Source organism: Castellaniella daejeonensis, from assembly GCF_039523555.1.
In the GTDB taxonomy this organism is placed as follows: Bacteria; Pseudomonadota; Gammaproteobacteria; order Burkholderiales; family Burkholderiaceae_B; genus Castellaniella; species Castellaniella daejeonensis.
Genome location: NZ_BAAAFN010000011.1, coordinates 310,292 through 327,748, shown reverse-complemented (window position 1 = coordinate 327,748; position 17,457 = coordinate 310,292). Strand labels below are relative to the sequence as shown.

Annotated in this window: 16 protein-coding genes and 1 tRNA gene; 14 read left to right on the top strand and 3 right to left on the bottom strand. The window is 65.7% G+C overall.

From position 1 onward, the window contains the following. Positions 1-12: 12 nt before the first annotated feature. A tRNA-Val gene (locus tag ABD022_RS08675) sits at positions 13-89 on the bottom strand. Positions 90-367: 278 nt separating this feature from the next. Here ABD022_RS08675 and thrS point away from each other — a divergent pair. From thrS to ABD022_RS08640, 7 genes are all read left to right on the top strand, one after another. After that, entirely contained in the window at positions 368-2,314 is a 1,947-nt protein-coding gene (gene thrS, locus ABD022_RS08670) for a threonine--tRNA ligase (protein WP_343820908.1), read from the top strand. A 36-nt stretch (positions 2,315-2,350) separates the two neighbouring features. After that, positions 2,351-2,893, top strand: coding sequence for a translation initiation factor IF-3 (gene infC / locus ABD022_RS08665; protein WP_325123987.1), 543 nt, complete (start codon positions 2,351-2,353; stop codon positions 2,891-2,893). Positions 2,894-3,032: 139 nt separating this feature from the next. Then, on the top strand, positions 3,033-4,052 hold the full coding sequence (gene gshB / locus ABD022_RS08660; RefSeq protein WP_325123978.1) for a glutathione synthase: 1,020 nt from the start codon (positions 3,033-3,035) through the stop codon (positions 4,050-4,052). Next, positions 4,049-4,465, top strand: a complete 417-nt coding sequence (locus tag ABD022_RS08655) for a PTS sugar transporter subunit IIA (RefSeq protein ID WP_325123977.1) — start codon at positions 4,049-4,051, stop codon at positions 4,463-4,465. The genes gshB and ABD022_RS08655 overlap by 4 nt, the downstream gene beginning before the upstream one ends. Before the next feature lie 12 nt (positions 4,466-4,477). Then, positions 4,478-4,747, top strand: a complete 270-nt coding sequence (locus ABD022_RS08650) for an HPr family phosphocarrier protein (protein ID WP_325123976.1) — start codon at positions 4,478-4,480, stop codon at positions 4,745-4,747. 14 nt (positions 4,748-4,761) lie between these two features. Beyond that, on the top strand, positions 4,762-6,516 hold the full coding sequence (ptsP, locus tag ABD022_RS08645) for a phosphoenolpyruvate--protein phosphotransferase (protein ID WP_325123975.1): 1,755 nt from the start codon (positions 4,762-4,764) through the stop codon (positions 6,514-6,516). A 138-nt stretch (positions 6,517-6,654) separates the two neighbouring features. Beyond that, positions 6,655-8,727, top strand: a complete 2,073-nt coding sequence (locus ABD022_RS08640; protein ID WP_325123974.1) for a diguanylate cyclase domain-containing protein — start codon at positions 6,655-6,657, stop codon at positions 8,725-8,727. On the opposite strand, the gene ABD022_RS08635 is transcribed toward ABD022_RS08640, so the two are convergent. Both ABD022_RS08635 and ABD022_RS08630 read right to left on the bottom strand, forming a co-directional pair. Beyond that, the gene (locus tag ABD022_RS08635) at positions 8,715-9,944 is read right to left on the bottom strand and encodes an ammonium transporter (RefSeq protein WP_325123973.1); all 1,230 of its coding nucleotides are present in this window, start codon (positions 9,942-9,944) and stop codon (positions 8,715-8,717) included. The genes ABD022_RS08640 and ABD022_RS08635 overlap by 13 nt on opposite strands. A 23-nt stretch (positions 9,945-9,967) precedes the next feature. Further along, a complete protein-coding gene (locus ABD022_RS08630) occupies positions 9,968-10,306 on the bottom strand; it encodes a P-II family nitrogen regulator (protein ID WP_325123972.1) in 339 nt (112 codons plus the stop codon). A 400-nt stretch (positions 10,307-10,706) separates the two neighbouring features. On the opposite strand from ABD022_RS08630, the gene ABD022_RS08625 reads away from it, so the two are divergent. The 7 genes from ABD022_RS08625 to pheT all read left to right on the top strand — a co-directional run bounded on the left by ABD022_RS08625 (position 10,707) and on the right by pheT (position 17,450). Then, complete coding sequence (locus ABD022_RS08625; RefSeq protein WP_325123971.1) at positions 10,707-11,108, top strand: hypothetical protein; 402 nt, start codon at positions 10,707-10,709, stop codon at positions 11,106-11,108. Positions 11,109-11,252: 144 nt separating this feature from the next. After that, positions 11,253-12,770, top strand: coding sequence for a YifB family Mg chelatase-like AAA ATPase (locus ABD022_RS08620; RefSeq protein ID WP_325123970.1), 1,518 nt, complete (start codon positions 11,253-11,255; stop codon positions 12,768-12,770). Between the two features lie 77 nt (positions 12,771-12,847). Continuing rightward, entirely contained in the window at positions 12,848-13,087 is a 240-nt protein-coding gene (locus ABD022_RS08615; protein ID WP_343820905.1) for an accessory factor UbiK family protein, read from the top strand. A gap of 263 nt (positions 13,088-13,350) precedes the next feature. Continuing rightward, positions 13,351-13,548 (top strand): 50S ribosomal protein L35, encoded by a 198-nt coding sequence (rpmI, locus tag ABD022_RS08610; protein ID WP_043682165.1) that lies wholly within the window; start codon positions 13,351-13,353, stop codon positions 13,546-13,548. Between the two features lie 13 nt (positions 13,549-13,561). Further along, a complete protein-coding gene (gene rplT / locus ABD022_RS08605; protein ID WP_043682169.1) occupies positions 13,562-13,921 on the top strand; it encodes a 50S ribosomal protein L20 in 360 nt (119 codons plus the stop codon). 78 nt (positions 13,922-13,999) lie between these two features. Beyond that, positions 14,000-15,022, top strand: coding sequence for a phenylalanine--tRNA ligase subunit alpha (gene pheS / locus ABD022_RS08600; protein WP_325123968.1), 1,023 nt, complete (start codon positions 14,000-14,002; stop codon positions 15,020-15,022). A gap of 22 nt (positions 15,023-15,044) precedes the next feature. Then, positions 15,045-17,450 carry a phenylalanine--tRNA ligase subunit beta gene (gene pheT, locus ABD022_RS08595; RefSeq protein WP_343820902.1) on the top strand — a complete coding sequence of 802 codons (2,406 nt, stop codon included), beginning with the start codon at positions 15,045-15,047 and terminating at the stop codon, positions 17,448-17,450. Positions 17,451-17,457: the final 7 nt, after the last annotated feature.

Sequence of the window (17,457 nt, the reverse complement as noted above, 5' to 3'; positions counted from 1 at the left end):
GACCCGGAAATCTGGTAGGCAGTACTGGATTCGAACCAGCGACCTCTACGATGTCAACGTAGCGCTCTAACCAACTGAGCTAACCGCCTTCAGGAAAGAACGAAATTTTAGGGTGAATTTCAAAGGCTGTCAAACGCTGCGGGCGAACAAGAAAAACCGGCCAGGCGCGCGGACGGCGCTTTTGTTCTTTCGCAACAATCCCGGCTGCCGGGGTGGTGCCCGAGAGGCCTGGCCGCTTTGGTTTGCCTTGTGAAATTGATTGTTGCTCTCCCGGTTGCTACACTTGACAGGTTCCCCCTGCATGGCAAATTCAGGCTTTTTACCTACGCGGCGCAGGCCGCGTTTCGTATTTTCAGGACACGCATAAATGGTTTGCATCACCCTTCCCGACGGTTCGCGGCGCGAATTCGACCATCCTGTTTCCGTGCTCGAGGTCGCGCGCTCCATCGGTACCGGGTTGGGCAAGGCAGCCCTGGCGGGCAAGCTGGCCGTGGACGGCGAACCGGCCCGGCTGGTGGATGCCAGCCACGTGATCGACCGGGATGCGAGCCTGAGCATCGTCACCGACAAGGATCCCGAAGGCCTCGACCTGATCCGCCATTCCACCGCCCACTTGCTGGCTTATGCGGTGAAGTCTCTGTTTCCCGACGCGCAGGTCACCATCGGCCCGGTGATCGAAAACGGCTTCTACTACGATTTTTCGTACAAACGACCCTTTACGCCCGAAGACCTGGAAGCCATCGAGAAGAAGATGGCCGAACTGGCCCGCCGCGATGAAGCCGTGACGCGCGAGGAATGGGGCCGCGACGAAGCCGTGAAATTTTTCCGCGGTATCGGCGAGGCCTACAAGGCCGAGATCATCGCCTCGATCCCCACCAATGAAAAGATCAGCCTGTACCGCGAAGGCGATTTCATCGACCTGTGCCGCGGCCCGCACGTGCCGTCCACCGGCCGCTTGCGGGTGTTCAAGCTGATGAAGGTTGCCGGGGCCTATTGGCGCGGCGACAGCAATAATGAAATGCTGCAGCGCATTTACGGCACCGCCTGGGCCCGCAAGGAAGACCAGGACGCCTATCTGCACATGCTCGAGCAGGCCGAACTGCGCGATCACCGCCGCATCGGCCGCGAACTGGACCTGTTCCATTTCCAGGACGAAGCCCCCGGGTTGATCTTCTGGCACCCCAAGGGCTGGACGGTCTGGCAGCAGGTCGAGCAGTACATGCGCCAGGTTTACCAGGACAACGGCTACCAGGAAGTCAAGGCGCCGCAGATCCTGGACCTGTCCCTCTGGAAAAAGACCGGCCACTGGGACAACTACCAGGAAAACATGTTCACGACGGAATCCGAGAACCGCGTGTACGGACTGAAGCCCATGAACTGCCCGGGCCACGTGCAGATCTTCAACGCCGGCCTGCATTCCTATCGCGAACTGCCGCTGCGCTACGGTGAATTCGGCCAGTGCCACCGCAACGAGCCCTCGGGTTCGCTGCACGGCATGATGCGCGTGCGCGGCTTCACCCAGGACGACGGACACATCTTCTGTACCGAAGATCAGCTCCAGGAAGAATGCGCCGCCTTCACCCGCCTGCTGCAGAAGGTCTACGCCGACTTCGGCTTCACCGAGATTCTGTACAAGGTCGCCACCCGCCCCGAAAAGCGCATCGGCGCCGACGAGGTCTGGGACAAGGCCGAGCAGGCCCTGAAAGACAGCCTGGATCTGTCCCACTGCGAATACGAAGTCTCGGAAGGCGAAGGCGCCTTCTACGGCCCGAAGATCGAATACACCCTGAAAGATGCCATCGGCCGTCATTGGCAATGCGGCACCATCCAGGTGGATTTCTCCATGCCTGCGCGCCTTGGCGCCGAATATGTCGATGCGCAGGACCAGCGCCGCACGCCGGTGATGCTGCATCGGGCCATCCTGGGATCCCTGGAACGCTTCATCGGCATGCTGATCGAGAACCATGCAGGGGCATTGCCCGCCTGGCTTTCGCCGCACCATGCCGTGGTCTGCTGCATCTCCGACGCTTCCGCCGACTACGCGGAGCAGCTGGCCGCCGACCTGAAGCGCCAGGGCCTGCGGGTGTTTGCCGACGTGCGGGGCGAAAAGATCACCCGTAAAATCCGCGAACATAGCCTGCAGAAAATCCCGTATATTCTGGTCGTCGGCGAGAAAGAACGCGAATCCGGCGCCGTATCGGTGCGCGGGCGCGGCAATCTGGATCTGGGCTCGATGCCGGTGGCGGATTTCACCGCCCGGCTGCAGCACGAAATCTCGACTCGTCAGCAGGGGACCGAACTGGCGCAGGCCTGATTCACCCCTTTTCATCAACTCACAGGAGTTCTCGACATCGCAACCGAAAAGAAACACCGCGTCAACGGTGAAATCCGCATTCATGAAGTCCGCCTGATCGGCGTGGATGGCGAGCAGCTGGGCATTGTTCGCACATCCGAAGCCATGGCCATGGCCGAGCAGAACGACGTCGATCTGGTCGAAATCGCCCCCACGGCCACCCCCCCCGTCTGCCGCCTGATGGACTACGGCAAGTTCAAGTACCAGGAACAGAAGCGCCAGCAGGAAGCCCGTGCCCGCCAGAAGGTCATCCAGGTCAAGGAAGTCAAGTTCCGGCCGGGTACCGACGAAGGCGACTACCAGGTGAAACTGCGCAACCTGCGCCGTTTCATCGAGGATGGCGACAAGGCAAAGGTCACGCTGCGTTTTCGCGGCCGCGAGATGGCTCACCAGGAACTCGGTATGCGCGTACTCGAACGAGTGCGCGACGATCTGGGCGAATTGGTCCTGGTCGAGGCCATGCCCAAGCTCGAAGGCCGCCAGATGGTGATGGTGCTGGCGCCCCGCAAGAAAACCGGCAAGCAGGGCGATGTAGCCTGACCGTACCCGCTCTGAGACTGTGCGCGGAATGGTCCCTGCGGGCTGTTCCGTGCCTGCCGGATCCGGGCCGCTTGCACGCGGCCAGGCAAGGCTGCGGCTGGAATCACCGAATTAGCCAAGCAGGACACCCGAGGCATTCATGCATTTTCTGTTCGTCATCGATCCGCTGCCCGCCCTGAAGGCCTGGAAGGATTCCTCCGTCGCCATCATGCGCAGCCTGGCAGCACAGGGGCACGACTTCAGCTTCGCCACGATGGGCGATCTGTACGTCCTGGAAGGCCGCGTGCGGGTTTCCGCCACCGGCATGCGCCTGCGCGCCGATCCCGACTGGCATGGCCACGACTGGTGGACGCAGGATGCCGAGCCGCGCGAATGTGCGCTGGCCGACTTCGATGCGGTGCTGATGAGAAAGGATCCGCCCTTCGACATGGAGTACGTCTATGCGACGCACCTGTTCGACTATGCGGCGGCCCAGGGGGCGCGGGTGTTCAATGCCGGTTCGGCGATCCGCAATCATCCGGAAAAGCTCGCCATCACCGAATTCGCGCAATACACGGCTCCCACGCTGGTCAGCAGCGACATGGCGCGATTGCGCGCCTTCCATGCGCTGCATGGCGATGTCATCGTCAAGCCCCTGGACGGCATGGGCGGCAGCGGCATTTTCCGCCTGAGGACCGACGAACCGAACCTGGGCTCCATCCTGGAATCCCTGACCGGGATGGGCAGGCAAACCATCATGGCGCAGCGCTATATCCCGGAAATCCGCGATGGCGACAAGCGCATCCTGATCATCGGCGGCGAGCCGGTGCCGTTCGCCCTGGCGCGTGTTCCGCTGCAGGGCGAAACCCGCGGCAACCTGGCCGCCGGCGGCCGCGGCCGGGCCCAGCCCCTGTCGGAACGCGACCTCGAACTGGCGCGGGCCGTGGGCGAGCGGCTGGCCGGACGCGGCCTGCTGTTGATCGGCCTGGACGTGATCGGCGACTACATCACCGAAATCAATGTCACGAGCCCCACGTGCTTCGTGGAAATCACCGAGCAGACCGGCTTCGACGTGGCCGGCCGCTTCGTGCAGGCCCTGGTCCAGGCCGTGAGCGAAGCAGGGCCCGGTGGGATGCCCGCTGCCGGCGCTGCCGGACAGCAGGCAGGTGGCCGTTCATGAATACCACCCGTATCGCCCTGGTCATGCATGAGCCTCTGGGCGCCGCCTTCGAGGCCTGCGCCCGGCACGTGCTGGGCCGGGTGCCCGACCTGACGGTCTTCGACGTCGCGCCCGACGCCGAGCCCGCCGCCCAGACCGGGCGCATCCTGGAATGGATGCGTGTGCGCGGCCCTGCCGAACCCATCCTGATCCTGTGCGACCTGTATGGAGCCACGCCCTTCAACATTGCCGCCCAGGCCCTGCGACAGGCGCTGGACGACGGCTATGTGGCGCATTTGTTGACCGGAACCAATGCCTGCATGGTGCTCAAGGCCTTGACAGACCAGCAGGAAAACCCCGAATCTCTCAGCGAACGCGTGCGCCAGGGGGCGCTGCGCGGTATCGTGAATGCGGAACCCCCGTGTGACTGCTAGGAGCCCGTGCCCATGCCCTCCATCGACCTGGTGATTTCGAACAAGCTGGGACTGCATGCGCGCGCGGCGGCCAAGCTGACCCAGCTCGCCGGTCGCTACCGCTGCGACATCTTCATTTCGCGGGGAGCGCAGCGCGTCAATGCCAAGAGCATCATGGGCGTGATGATGCTGGCCGCAGGCCTGGGTGTCACTGTCCGGGTCGATGCCCAGGGCGAGGACGAGGCCCAGGCGCTGGCCGATATCCGTGCCCTGTTCGAAAGCCGTTTCGGGGAAGCCGAATAGCCCCCGACACCCGCATGAATCCGCCGGAACCCGCTACATCCGCGATTTCTTCCACCCTGTGCCTGTATGGCCAGGGCGTGGTGCGCGGCTATGCCATCGGGCGGGCCGTGGTCATGAGCGCGGCTTCGCTCGAGGTCGCCCACTATCGCATCGCCGACGAAGACATCGAGACCGAACAGCAGCGCTTCACGCGGGCGGTGGATGAAACCGTGCGCGACCTGAGCCAGATGGCCGCCGATCTGCCCGCCGACGCGCCGCGCGAGCTGGGCGTGCTCCTGTCGGTCCATGCCATGCTGCTGCAGGATCCCATGCTGGTCCAGTCCGTCTGCCAGCTGATCGAGGAGCGCCGGTACAACGCCGAATGGGCCCTGACGGCCCAGGGTCAGATCCTGGTGGAACAGTTCTCCATGATGGAGGACGCCTACCTGCGCGAACGCAGCGGCGATGTGCGCCAGGTGATCGAACGCGTCCTGCGCGTGCTGTCCGGATCCATGCATTGGCTGCCGAATCTGGATGTCGTGGCTGCCGATGGCAGTCTGATCGTGGTGGCGCGCGACATCTCGCCAGCCGACATGATGCGCCTGCGCGGCGGCCGCTTCGGCGCCTTTCTGACGGACCTGGGCGGCACCACTTCGCACACGGCCATCGTGGCGCGCAGCATGAACGTGCCCGCCGTGGTCGGCATGGGGTCGGTGCGCACGCTGGTTCGCGATGGCGATCGGCTGATCGTCGACGGGCTGAACGGGCTGGTCCTGGTCAATCCCTCGGACGCCGTGCTGCGGGAATACCAGGAACGGCAGGCGGCCTTCCTGCGCGAACGCGACGAACTCAAGGCGCTGCGCTTTGCGCCGGCCGTGACGCTCGACGGCATCCAGATCCGGATGGAAGCCAATATCGAACTGCCCGACGAGGCCGCCGATGCGCTGGCGGCCGGCGCCGAAGGCATCGGGCTGTTCCGCAGCGAATTCCTGTTCATGGGAAGGCCCGACCTGCCGGGCGAGGACGAGCAGTACGAGGCCTATGCCTCGGTCGTGCGCACCATGGCGGGCAGGCCGGTCACCATCCGCACCTTGGACATCGGCGCCGACAAGACGCTCGATGGCGAGGCAACCGTGGCCACCAATCCGGCCCTGGGCCTGCGGGCGATCCGTTACTGTCTGGCCAATCCCGAGATGTTCAACACGCAGCTGCGGGCGCTGTTGCGGGCTGCCGCGCACGGGTCGATCCGGGTGCTGTTTCCCATGATCTCGCACATGCACGAAATCCATGCTGCCCGCCGCGCCCTGGCGCGGGCCGCGGAAGAACTGCGTGCCCAGGGAGTGCCCCACAATACCGACGTGCAAGTGGGTGCCATGGTCGAGATCCCGGCCATGGCCATCGCGATCGAGCCCTTCGCGGAGGCACTGGATTTCCTGTCGATCGGAACCAACGACCTGATCCAGTACGTGCTGGCGATCGACCGGGGGGATACCGACGTTGCCGCCCTGTATGATCCGATGCATCCGGCCGTGCTGCGCTTGATCGCGCACACCATCAATATCGGCGAACGGCTGGGCAAGCCCGTGTCGATCTGCGGCGAGATGGCCGGCGATGTGCGCGTGACGCGAATGCTGCTGGGCCTGGGCCTGACCGGGTTTTCCATGCACCCGCAGCAGTTGCTGGACGTGAAGAAGGAAATCCGCAAGGCGCATTCCAACGCCCTGCGGGTCAAGGTCGCATCGGCGCTGAACCGGGCCGAACGCATCGATCTGTCCACGCTGGACGCCTGAACGAGGCACCTGGCTGTCGCGGTGCAGCCGCGTCCGCAACGCCTGGTGCTCGAGCCGATTCCTGGTTTGCTGGTTCGTTGGTAGAATCGCCCATAGGTAATACCCCGGTTCCCGACCCCGATATTTCCAGGCCTCTTCTTGCGACTCGACTCCATCCCCCGCACCCTGAGGCAGAAGGCCTCGCTAGCCTTCGTACTGGTTGTACTGCTGGCCGTCGGCAACGTGTCCATCGTCCAGTTCCTCCTGCGGGAAAGCGACGGCATGGCGGCCACATTGAACGTCGCCGGCAAGATGCGCATGCTGAGCCAGCGCATCGGCCTGCAGGCCCTGATGGCGCACCGGCATCCCGACCTCGAACTGCTGGATGCCATCCAGGAAGACCTGCCATCTTCGTTCGAAGCGGCATACGAGGCGTTGCGCCGTGGCGGCCGCGTATTCGATCTGGATATCGTCCCGGTGCCGGCTGTGCTCTCGCCGCAGTTGCGCGAAGTCGGCCTGGCCTGGAAGCGCTATGGTGTTGCCGTCGGCGCACTGGCGGAGGCGCCGGCAGGCGACCGTTCCGCCGTGGCCGAAATGGCGCGAAACGGCGCGGATCTGCTGGCGCGCACCGAGGCGCTCATGGACGGCCTGGTCGTTCAGGCCAGGGCGGTCCAGCAAAAGACGCTCTATGGCGCCTATGCCTTGTTCGCGCTCGACCTCGTGCTGCTGGCGCTGGCGGGCTGGGTGGTCTTCCGCCGCATCCTGCGGCCCATTCGCGAACTGGTGGACCAGTGCAGTGCCCTGGCAGCAGGCGATTATTCCGCCCGCTCCGCGTTGCCGCCCGGTGACGAGCTGGGCGAGTTGGGCCAGGTGTTGAACGATTCCGCAGCGCACATCGAGCAGTTGCTTGCAGACATCCAGAAAAAACACGCCGCGCTGGCCGAGTCACAGGCCATGTTCGAGGGTCTGTCCGACAATACGGTCGCAGGCATCTACATGGCTGACGAAAACCTGCGCTTCATACACGCCAATGAGCGGCTGGCGGAAATCCTGGGGTATCCCCGCGATGAACTGGCTGGCGGACTGCCCTTCAAACAGGTGTTTGTCGGCCCTGCTTACGAGGTGGTTCGTACCCGATTGCAGGAACGTCTGGCCGGGCATACGACCGGAATGCGCTACGAATGCGTGGCGCGGCGCCGCGATGGCGATCCGATCGAACTGGAAATCTTCGGCTCGAGGATGTATCTGCACGGCCGCCCGGCCCTGATCGGCATCATGTTCGACATCACCGAGCGCAGGCGTGCCGAGGCTTCCGCGCGGCGGGCCGCCCTGGTCTATGCCCACACCAGCGAGGCCATGGTGGTGACCGATGCCGACGGCGTCATCCAGGACATCAACCCGGCCTTCACGGCGGTGACTGGCTACAGCGCCGAGGAAGTGGTCGGACGCACCATGGCCGTGCTCAGTTCAGGTCGCCACGACCAGGCCTTCTACCAGGCAATGTGGGCCCAGCTGCATGAGACCGGCCGCTGGAACGGCGATATCCACAACCGGCGCAAATCGGGAGAAGAATACGTCGAACGCCTGTCGATCAATACGTCCTACAACGAAGATGGCAGCGTCAATTGCCGCATCGGCCTGTTCTCCGACGTGACCGAGAAGCGTCGGCGCGAAGCGACGATCTGGCATCAGGCACACTACGATCACCTGACCCAGCTGCCCAATCGGCAGATGTTCCAGGAAAACCTGCGACGCAGCATCGAGCACAGCCGGGGTGGCGGATTGCCCTTTGCCCTGGCGTTCCTGGACCTGGATCTTTTCAAGGAAGTCAACGATACGCTGGGCCACGAGGCGGGCGACCAACTGCTGCGGCTGGTGGCCCGCCGGCTGAGCGAATGCGTGCGCAATTCGGACATGGTGGCCCGGCTGGGCGGCGATGAGTTCACGCTCATCGTCCGGGACATCGGGGATCCGAACGATGTCCTTCCCTTGTGTCACAAGGTGCTGGAAGCCCTGTCTCAGCCCTATGTGCTGGGCGACAGCGTCGCGCAGGTTTCCGCCAGCATGGGGGTGGCCTTCTATCCCTGCGACGGCGGCGACGCCAGCGAGTTGCTGCGCGCCGCCGATCTTGCCATGTATGCGGCCAAGGAGCATGGCCGCAACCAGTGCCGTATCTACGAGGCCGGGATGCGAAGCCCGGCCGTCGTGCGTTCCAGGACTCAGTCCGGGTAGGCCGTTTCGCCGTGCTCGGCGGAATCCAGACCCTGGCGTTCCTCGTCGGCCGCGATTCGCAGTCCCAGCAGGCGGTCGACCAGCCAGGCGCAGATTGCGGCGCTGACGGAAGCCCAGACCAGACTGACCAGCACGGCCTCGATCTGCAGCCAGGTCTGAAGCAGCAGGGCGTCCATGCCCGCCGGGCCGGGGCCGCCGAGGTCGGCTGAATAGAACACGCCCGTCAGGATGGCGCCGACGATGCCGCCCACGGCATGGATGCCGAAGACATCGAAGGCGTCGTCGATACCCAGGCGCCGCTTCAGGCCGCTCACGCCCCAGAGTGCGGCCCAGGACGCGAGCGTACCGATGACCAGCGCCGCGCCCGGTGAGACCAGGCCGGCGGCGGGCGTGATGCCCACGAGTCCGGCGATGGCGCCCGAGGCCGCGCCCAGCAGCGAGGCCCGTCCCTTCAGCACCCGCTCCGCCAGCGCCCAGGCCAGTACGCCGCAGGCGGCGGCCAGCAGGGTATTGGCCACGGCCAGGACGGCCTGCTCGTTGGCAGCCAGCGCCGAGCCGCCATTGAAGCCGAACCAGCCCACCCACAGCAGGGCGGCGCCGGTCAGGTTCAGCGGCAGGCTGTGGGGCAGCATGGCTTCACGGCCGTATCCCAGCCGTGGGCCGACCCACCGCGCGCCGATCAGGCCGGCCGCGCCCGCACTGATGTGAACCACGGTGCCGCCGGCGAAGTCCAGTGCGCCGCGCAGGTGCAGCCAGCCGTCTCCGGCCCAGACCATGTGTGCAATCGGCATGTAGCCCAGCGTGAACCACAGGCCGGCAAAGGCCAGCGCGGCGCCGAAGCGGGTGCGCTCCGCCATGCTGCCGGTGATCAGCCCGCAGGTGATGGCAGCGAATGTTGCCTGGAAGAGGGCGAACAGCAGCTCGGGGATCGTGCCCAGCAAGGGTAGCGGTGCCGCGTCACCACCCTGGTACAGGCCAGCCAGGCCGAGACGGGACCATCCGCCCAGGCCGCCAAAACCCTCGGTGAAGACCAGGGAATAGCCGTAGAAGAACCACAGCACCACGACCAGTGCGCAGACGCCCAGCGTCTGGGTCATGACGGATAACGCGTGGCGCTTGCGTGCCAGGCCGCCGTAGAACAGCGCCAGTCCCGGCATGCACATCAGCCAGACCAGCAGGGTCGAGATCATGGTCCAGACCAGATCGCTCTTGTCCATCAGGTACTCCTTTTCCAGTAGGGTCAGAGGGCGGCTTCGCCGGTTTCGCCCGTGCGGATCCGCACGACGTGCTCGAGGGGGGTGACGAAGATCTTGCCGTCGCCGATCTTGCCTGTCCGGGCCGACTGGCACAGGCATTCCACCGTCATTTCGACCAGTGAATCCGGGACCGCGACCTGGACCTGCAGCTTGGGCAGGAAATCGACCTGGTACTCCGCGCCCCGATAGAGTTCGGTGTGTCCTTTCTGCCGGCCGAATCCCTTGGCTTCGGTGACCGTCATGCCCTGGATGCCGGCAGCCTCCAGCGCTGCATGAGCCTCCTCCAGTTTGAAAGGCTTGATGAGTGCGGTGACGAGTTTCATGAAAGCTCCTTTGCAGTGTCCTTGCATCAGGGTTCAAGCAAAAGGCATGCCAATTTTCGGGCGGAGTGGGAGCGTAGCGGCGCAGTGCAGCGTGAAAGGGCATGGCGGAGAGTCTGCACTACGCAGGTGCAGGCATGCCCCGAAACGGTGCCTTTGTGTCCAGTTGTTGATGCGGAATGTGGGCGCGGGCCGGGTGATCCGGTCGGTTTTTTCCTGGGAAGGCGGCTCTGGCGGGCTGTCCGGCATGGCGGTGTTGCTGGACATCAGTCATTACAAGTCAGGGTTTACCCCTGATCCAGGGCCGCTAGAATTGTAACCAAGCCGGTTGTAACAGACCGGTCCTCGAAGATGATCCGCCACTTCAATGACAGCGGAATTTTGTATAGGGAAGATCATGAACATGACGCGTAAAACGCTGACTCTGGCCGCCATGGTGGCATCGCTGAGCCTGCTGGGTGCTTGCTCCAAGAGCGATGACGCTTCTGCGCCGCCTCCGGCGGCTCCCGCGCCTTCGACGGCGCCCACGCCGGCTCCCGTGCCTCCCATCGCGCCCGCTCCGCAGGAACAGCAGAGCGCGCCGGCCGATCAGCAGTCCATGCAGGACAAGATCAAGGAATCCACTGAAACAGCCAAGGACAAGATGGCCGAAGCCGGCCAGGCCGTGTCCGAAAAAGCGGGTGAACTGGCCGAAAAGGCCGGCGATGCGGCCAACAGCGCCCGCGAGTCCGTGAAGGAAGGCGCGGCCAAGGCCGATGCGGCCATCCAGGGCGCAGTCGGCAATTCCAGCAGCAGCTCGAAGTAAGGGCTGCCGTTCCGGCGTGCCGGCCCGGTGGACCGGGCGGCGCGCCGGGCAGGCGCGGCTGGGCGGGACAGTTCCGTCACGCCCGCTCCCCCCGATCCGCATGCCGCTCTTATAGTGGCGCAGGGGATGACGCGGGAGGAGCCGATGTCGCTTGCCGTTCTATCCGGCCGGGCCCTGTTCGGGTTGCAGGTCCGGCCCGTGCAGGTCGAAGTCCACGTGGGCGGCGGCCTGCCTTCTTTTTCCATCGTCGGCCTGCCGGGTGCGGGCGTGCGCGAGAGCCGCGAGCGGGTGCGTTCGGCTCTGCTGAGCAGCGGCTTCGAGTTCCCGGCGGGCCGCATCACCGCCAATCTGGCACCCGCCGACCTGCCCAAGGATTCCGGCCGCTTCGACCTGCCGATTGCCCTGGGGGTCCTGCTGGCGTCGGGTCAGATCGCCGATGCCGGCGGCGGAGTGCCCGACGTGCGGCATTACGTGCTGGTGGGCGAGCTGTCGCTGACGGGCGCCATTCTGCCGGCGGATGCCGCGCTGGCGATTGCGCTTTCGGTGGCCCGGGGCGATCCGCAGGCTTCGCTCATCATGGCGCCGGCGTCGGCAGGTGTCGCTGCCCGGGTGCCTGGTCTGAGGGTTCTGGCTGCGGCGGGGCTGGATGAAGTCGTTGCGCATTTCGCCGGCAGGGCAGAATTGCCCGCCGCCGTGCCGGTTCATGACGACCCTCGGGACGAAGCCCCCGTGCCATGCCTGTCCGATGTCCATGGGCAGGCGGCGGCGCGGGTCGCCCTGGAGCTGGCTGCCGCAGGCGGGCACGGTTTGCTGCTCAGCGGCTGTCCCGGTGTCGGCAAGAGCATGCTGGCGCATCGGCTGCCCGGCCTGTTGCCCCCCCTGAGTTCCGAGCAGGCCCTGGAAGTCGCCGCCGTGCATGGGTTGGCGCGGTCCCGGCCGTCACTGTCCCGGGTGCCGCCGTTCAGGGCGCCCCATCACGGGGCATCCATGCCGGCCCTGGTGGGTGGGGGAGCCCATCCCAGGCCCGGGGAAATCAGCCTGGCCCATCACGGCGTGCTGTTTCTGGACGAACTGCCCGAATTCGACCGCCGGGCCCTGGAGGCCCTGCGCGAACCGCTGGAGACAGGCATCGTCACGGTCGCCCGGGCCGCCGGCAGCTGCACTTTTCCCGCCCGCTTCCAGCTCGTGGCCGCCATGAACCCCTGTCCGTGCGGCTGGCACGGGCATCCTCACCCCCGCCGGGAATGCGCCTGCTCCAGCGATGTCATTGCGCGCTATCGGGCGCGGATCTCCGGGCCGCTGCTGGACCGCATCGATCTGCACGTCAGCCTGGGCGTGGAAGCCGCGTGGCTGGAGGCCCCACCCGGCGAGCCTTCGGCGCAAGTCCGGGCGCGGGTGGTGGACGCCCGGCAGCGGCAATTCTCGCGCCAGGGGTGCCTGAATGCCGATCTGGACGGCGCGGCCCTGGATGGCCACGGCAATCCGGATGCCGATGGGCGGGCGTTGCTGGCGCGTGCCGCGTCGGCCTGGGGCTGGTCGGCCCGCGCCACGCGGCGGACCCTGCGGGTGGCACGGACACTGGCCGACCTGGACGGCGCCGACCGGGTCGAGGCCGGGCATGTCGGCCAGGCGATCCAGTACCGTCCCGGCGGCGCCGCGTAGGTTCGGGACGCGGTCCCGGAGCGACCGGCCGGGGCGGGTAGAATGATGGTTTTCCTTGCCCATCCCAGGAGGCAGCGATGATCGCCCCCAATCAATTGTTCGACGATTTCCAGAAGAACATGTCCGAATTGCTGGCCAAGACCCCGGCAGCCGATATCGAGCGCAACATGAAGGCCTTCATGGCCCAGGCATTTGCCCGCATGGACCTGGTCACCCGGGAAGAATTCGACATCCAGGCCGATCTGCTGGCCCGTGCGCTCGAGCGCATCGAATCCCTGGAGGCCCGTGTCCAGGCCCTGGAACAAGGGGGCGAATAGACAAACCCCTGCAAATCGCCCTATAATCAAGGGCTTTTCCCAATTTCTTTCGGGTTTGCTTCGCCCGAGGGATCGCCTTTTTGGCTGGATGCCTTTCCCGGTTTGCAGGGGCGGCCCGGCAGAACGGCACGGGGCAAGCAAGGAAGAAGCGGGATTCGCGCATGCAGGTTGCGCATGCCGGATCCGAATGATTGCGAATGCCAGGTCTGACAAGCGCCCGGATCCCGGGTCACCTGGGTTTGCCAAGCCAACAGAGTATCGTCATGCCCAAGATGAAGAGCAAAAAAGGCGCTTCCAAGCGCTTCAAGGTGCGCGGCAGTGGTTCCATCAAGCGCGGCCAGGCTTTCAAGCGTCACATCCTGACCAAGAAAACCACGAAGAACAAACGCCAGCTGCGCGGTTCGGCTGCCGTCCATGAAACGAACGTCGCCTCCGTGAAGGCGATGCTGCCTTTCGCCTGATCGGAGATTACACATGCCTCGCGTCAAACGCGGCGTCACCGCTCGTGCACGCCATAAAAAAGTCATCAAGGCCGCCAAGGGTTACCGCGGCCGCCGCGGCAACGTATTCCGGATCGCCAAGCAGGCGGTCATGCGTGCCGGCCAGTATGCCTATCGCGACCGCCGCAATAAAAAGCGCACCTTCCGCGCCCTGTGGATCACCCGCATCAACGCGGGCTGCCGCGAACTGGGCGTGACCTACAGCGTCTTCATCGCCGGCCTGAAGAAGGCCTCGATCGAACTCGACCGCAAGGTCCTCGCCGACATGGCCGTGCATGACAAGGCAGGGTTTGCCGCTGTCGTGGCCCAGGCGAAATCCGCGCTGGCCGCCTGACCGACACAGTTTCGTTTTCGATTCTGTATCATCGCAAACGGAGCTCCATCGGGCTCCGTTTGCGTTTTGGAATGCACCATGGACTCATCGCTCGACGAACTGATTGCCCAGGCCCGTGAACGCTTCGCCCAGGCCGGGGATGCCGCCACGCTGGAAAACGAAAAAGCCGCCTTCCTGGGCAAGCAGGGGTCGCTGACTGCGCTGCTCAAGGGCCTCGCAACCCTGCAGGGCGAGGAAAAGCGCACGCGCGGCGCGCAGATCAACCAAGCCAAGCAGCAGGTCGAGTCGCTGCTGAACGCGCGGCGGGCCGAATTGGCCCAGGCCGTGCTGGACCAGCGCCTGGCGGCCGAGACCATCGACGTCACCCTGCCCGGCAGGGGACGCGGCGCGGGCGGCATCCACCCGGTGATCCGCACCTGGCAGCGCGTCGAGCAGATCTTCCGTTCGATCGGTTTCGACGTGGCCGACGGCCCCGAGATCGAAAACGACTGGACCAATTTCACCGCACTGAACAACCCGGAAAACCATCCGGCGCGTTCCATGCAGGACACGTTCTACGTCGACATGAAGGATGCCGGCGGGCTGCCGCTGGTGCTGCGCACCCATACCAGCCCCATGCAGGTGCGCTACGCGCGCATGAACAAGCCGCCCATCAAAGTCATCGCGCCCGGGCGTACCTACCGCGTCGACAGCGACGCCACCCACTCGCCCATGTTCCATCAGGTCGAGGGCCTGTGGATCGCCGAGGACATCTCCTTCGCCGACCTGAAGGGTGTCTACACGAATTTCCTGCGCGCCTTCTTCGAGACCGACGACCTGACCCTGCGCTTCCGGCCGTCATTCTTCCCGTTCACCGAGCCGTCGGCCGAGATCGACATGATGTTCACCTCGGGCCCCAATCAGGGACGCTGGCTGGAAATCTCCGGCTCCGGCCAGGTGCATCCCCAGGTCGTACGCAATTTCGGGCTGGATCCGGAGCGCTACATCGGCTTCGCCTTCGGCTCGGGGCTGGAGCGCCTGACCATGCTGCGCTACGGCGTGGACGACCTGCGCCAGTTCTTCGAAGGCGACCTGCGCTTCCTGCGCCAGTTCAACGACTAGTCAGCGACACGGAATCCGAACCATGCAATTTCCCGAATCATGGCTGCGCGCCTGGGCCGATCCCGACATCGACGGCCAGGAACTCGCCCATCGGCTGACCATGGCCGGCCTCGAGGTCGAGGACGCGGAAACCTATGCACCGCCGTTTTCCGGCGTGGTGGTGGCGCGCATCGACGCGGTCGAGCCTCACCCCAATGCGGACAAGCTGCGTGTCTGCAGCGTCGATGACGGTTCGGGCAGACCGCTGCAGATCGTCTGCGGCGCGCCCAACGCCGCGGCCGGGCTGGTGGTGCCCCTGGCGCGCATCGGCGCTGAGCTGCCGGGCGGCCTGCGCATCGGTCCCGTCAAGATGCGCGGCGTCGAATCGCACGGCATGCTGTGCTCGGCGCGCGAACTGGGCCTGTCCCAGGATCACGCCGGTCTGCTCGAGCTGTCCTCCGGCCTGACGCCGGGCCAGGACCTGCGGCAGGCGCTGGATCTGGACGACACGATCTACACCCTGAAGCTGACGCCCAACCGGGCGGACTGCCTTTCCATCCTGGGGGTGGCGCGCGAAGTCGCGGCACTCACCGGCTGCGCGCTGCGCGCGCCGCAAGCGCCCACGGTGCCCGTCACCATCGATGACCGCCTGCCTGTCGCCGTGCAGGCGCCGGACCTGTGCGGCCGCTTTGCCGGACGCATCGTCCGCGGCGTCAATGCGCGTGCCGCCACGCCGGACTGGATCAAGTCGCGCCTGGAGCGCGCCGGCCAACGGCCCGTATCGGCGCTGGTGGACATTTCCAACTACATCATGCTGGAACTCGGGCGGCCCACCCATGTCTTCGATCTCCAGCGGATCCAGGGCGGCCTGACGGTGCGCTGGGCGCGGGAAGGCGAGCAACTGGAGCTGCTCAACGGCCAGACCGTCGAACTGGCGTCCGACGTGGGCGTCATCGAGGCTGGCGGGTCGCTCGAAAGCCTGGCCGGGATCATGGGCGGGCAGGCTTCGGCCGTCACCCTGGACACGACCGACGTCTACCTGGAAGCCGCCTTCTGGTGGCCGGAGGCCATCATGGGCCGTCCGCGCCGCTACAAGCTCAATTCCGAGGCCGGGCACCGTTTCGAGCGGGGGGTCGATTTCGCCACCATCCCCGAACACCTTGATCTGATGACGGCCCTGATCCTGGAAGTCTGCGGCGGCCAGGCCGGTCCGCTGGACGACCAGGTCGTCAGGCTGCCCGCCCGCGAGCCGGTGCGCATGCGGCTGGCGCGCTGTGCGCGCGTGCTGGGGATTCCGCTGGATGCCGAGGCCGTGGGCGCCGTCTTCACGCGCCTGGGCTTCGCCTTCGAGCGGCAGGGCGACGAATTCGTGGTCACGCCGCCGGCCGCGCGCTTCGATCTGGAGATCGAGGAAGATCTGATCGAGGAAGTGGCCCGCATCCACGGCTTCGACCGCATTCCCGACCGCCCGCCGGTGGCGCCGGCCGTCATGCGGGCAGTGCCCGAGACGCAGTACGGCCCGCACGCATTGCGCGCCTCGCTGGCGGCCCGGGACTACCAGGAAGTCATCAACTTCTCCTTCGTCGAGGAAGCGTGGGAACGCGACTATTGCGGCAATGACGACCCCATCCGGCTGCTCAATCCGATCGCCAGCCAGCTGGCGGTCATGCGCTCCAGCCTGATCGGCGGGCTGCTGGCCAATATCGCCCACAATGCCAAGCACCGCCAGACGCGCGTGCGGGTCTTCGAACTGGGCAGGGTGTTCGCCCGCGACGCTTCCGTGGCAGACGGCGGTCTGTCCGTGGCGGGTGTGGCCCAGCCCACGCACCTGGCCGCCGCGGCCTGGGGACCCGCCCTGGCGGAGCAATGGGGCGAACCGGTCCGCCCGGTGGATTTCTTCGACGTCAAGCGCGACCTGGAGACCCTGCTGGGTGCGCGCGCCGCCGACCTGCGTTGCGAGGCCGCGGCGCATCCGGCGCTGCACCCGGGGCGCAGCGCGCGGCTGATCCTGGACGGCCGCGCGATAGGCTGGCTGGGTGAAGTCCATCCCCGCTGGGCTCAGGCGCTGGATCTGGCGCATGCCCCCGTAGTCTTCGAGATCGATGCCGAAGCCGTATCAGAACGTATCTTCCCGCAGCCGCGCGAGCTGTCCCGGCAGCCCGTGGCGGTGCGCGATCTGGCGATCTGGGTGGATGCGGACGTGCCGTGGCAGTCGCTGCTTGATACACTGCGTCAGAGGATTGCGGCCGAAGACGCCCTGTCCGTGGTCAAAGACATTAAACTGTTCGATATCTGGCGCGAAGCCGTGACCGCACAGCAACGCAGCCTGGCGTTGCGCATCTGGCTCCAGGGCCGCGACGCGACGCTGGAAGACCGTCAGGTCGAACATTGCGTGCAGAGCCTGCTCGACGCCCTGGCCCAGAAGCATGGCGCACGCCTGCGTTCATAGGAGAAAT

Coding starts and splice junctions, on each gene's coding strand:
- thrS (WP_343820908.1), top strand. CDS start 368: ATGGTTTGCATCACCCTTCCCGACGGTTCGCGGCGCGAATTCGACCAT.
- gshB (WP_325123978.1), top strand. CDS start 3,033: ATGCATTTTCTGTTCGTCATCGATCCGCTGCCCGCCCTGAAGGCCTGG.
- ABD022_RS08655 (WP_325123977.1), top strand. CDS start 4,049: ATGAATACCACCCGTATCGCCCTGGTCATGCATGAGCCTCTGGGCGCC.
- ABD022_RS08650 (WP_325123976.1), top strand. CDS start 4,478: ATGCCCTCCATCGACCTGGTGATTTCGAACAAGCTGGGACTGCATGCG.
- ptsP (WP_325123975.1), top strand. CDS start 4,762: ATGAATCCGCCGGAACCCGCTACATCCGCGATTTCTTCCACCCTGTGC.
- ABD022_RS08635 (WP_325123973.1), bottom strand. CDS start 9,944: ATGGACAAGAGCGATCTGGTCTGGACCATGATCTCGACCCTGCTGGTC.
- ABD022_RS08630 (WP_325123972.1), bottom strand. CDS start 10,306: ATGAAACTCGTCACCGCACTCATCAAGCCTTTCAAACTGGAGGAGGCT.
- ABD022_RS08625 (WP_325123971.1), top strand. CDS start 10,707: ATGACGCGTAAAACGCTGACTCTGGCCGCCATGGTGGCATCGCTGAGC.
- ABD022_RS08620 (WP_325123970.1), top strand. CDS start 11,253: ATGTCGCTTGCCGTTCTATCCGGCCGGGCCCTGTTCGGGTTGCAGGTC.
- ABD022_RS08615 (WP_343820905.1), top strand. CDS start 12,848: ATGATCGCCCCCAATCAATTGTTCGACGATTTCCAGAAGAACATGTCC.
- rpmI (WP_043682165.1), top strand. CDS start 13,351: ATGCCCAAGATGAAGAGCAAAAAAGGCGCTTCCAAGCGCTTCAAGGTG.
- rplT (WP_043682169.1), top strand. CDS start 13,562: ATGCCTCGCGTCAAACGCGGCGTCACCGCTCGTGCACGCCATAAAAAA.
- pheS (WP_325123968.1), top strand. CDS start 14,000: ATGGACTCATCGCTCGACGAACTGATTGCCCAGGCCCGTGAACGCTTC.
- pheT (WP_343820902.1), top strand. CDS start 15,045: ATGCAATTTCCCGAATCATGGCTGCGCGCCTGGGCCGATCCCGACATC.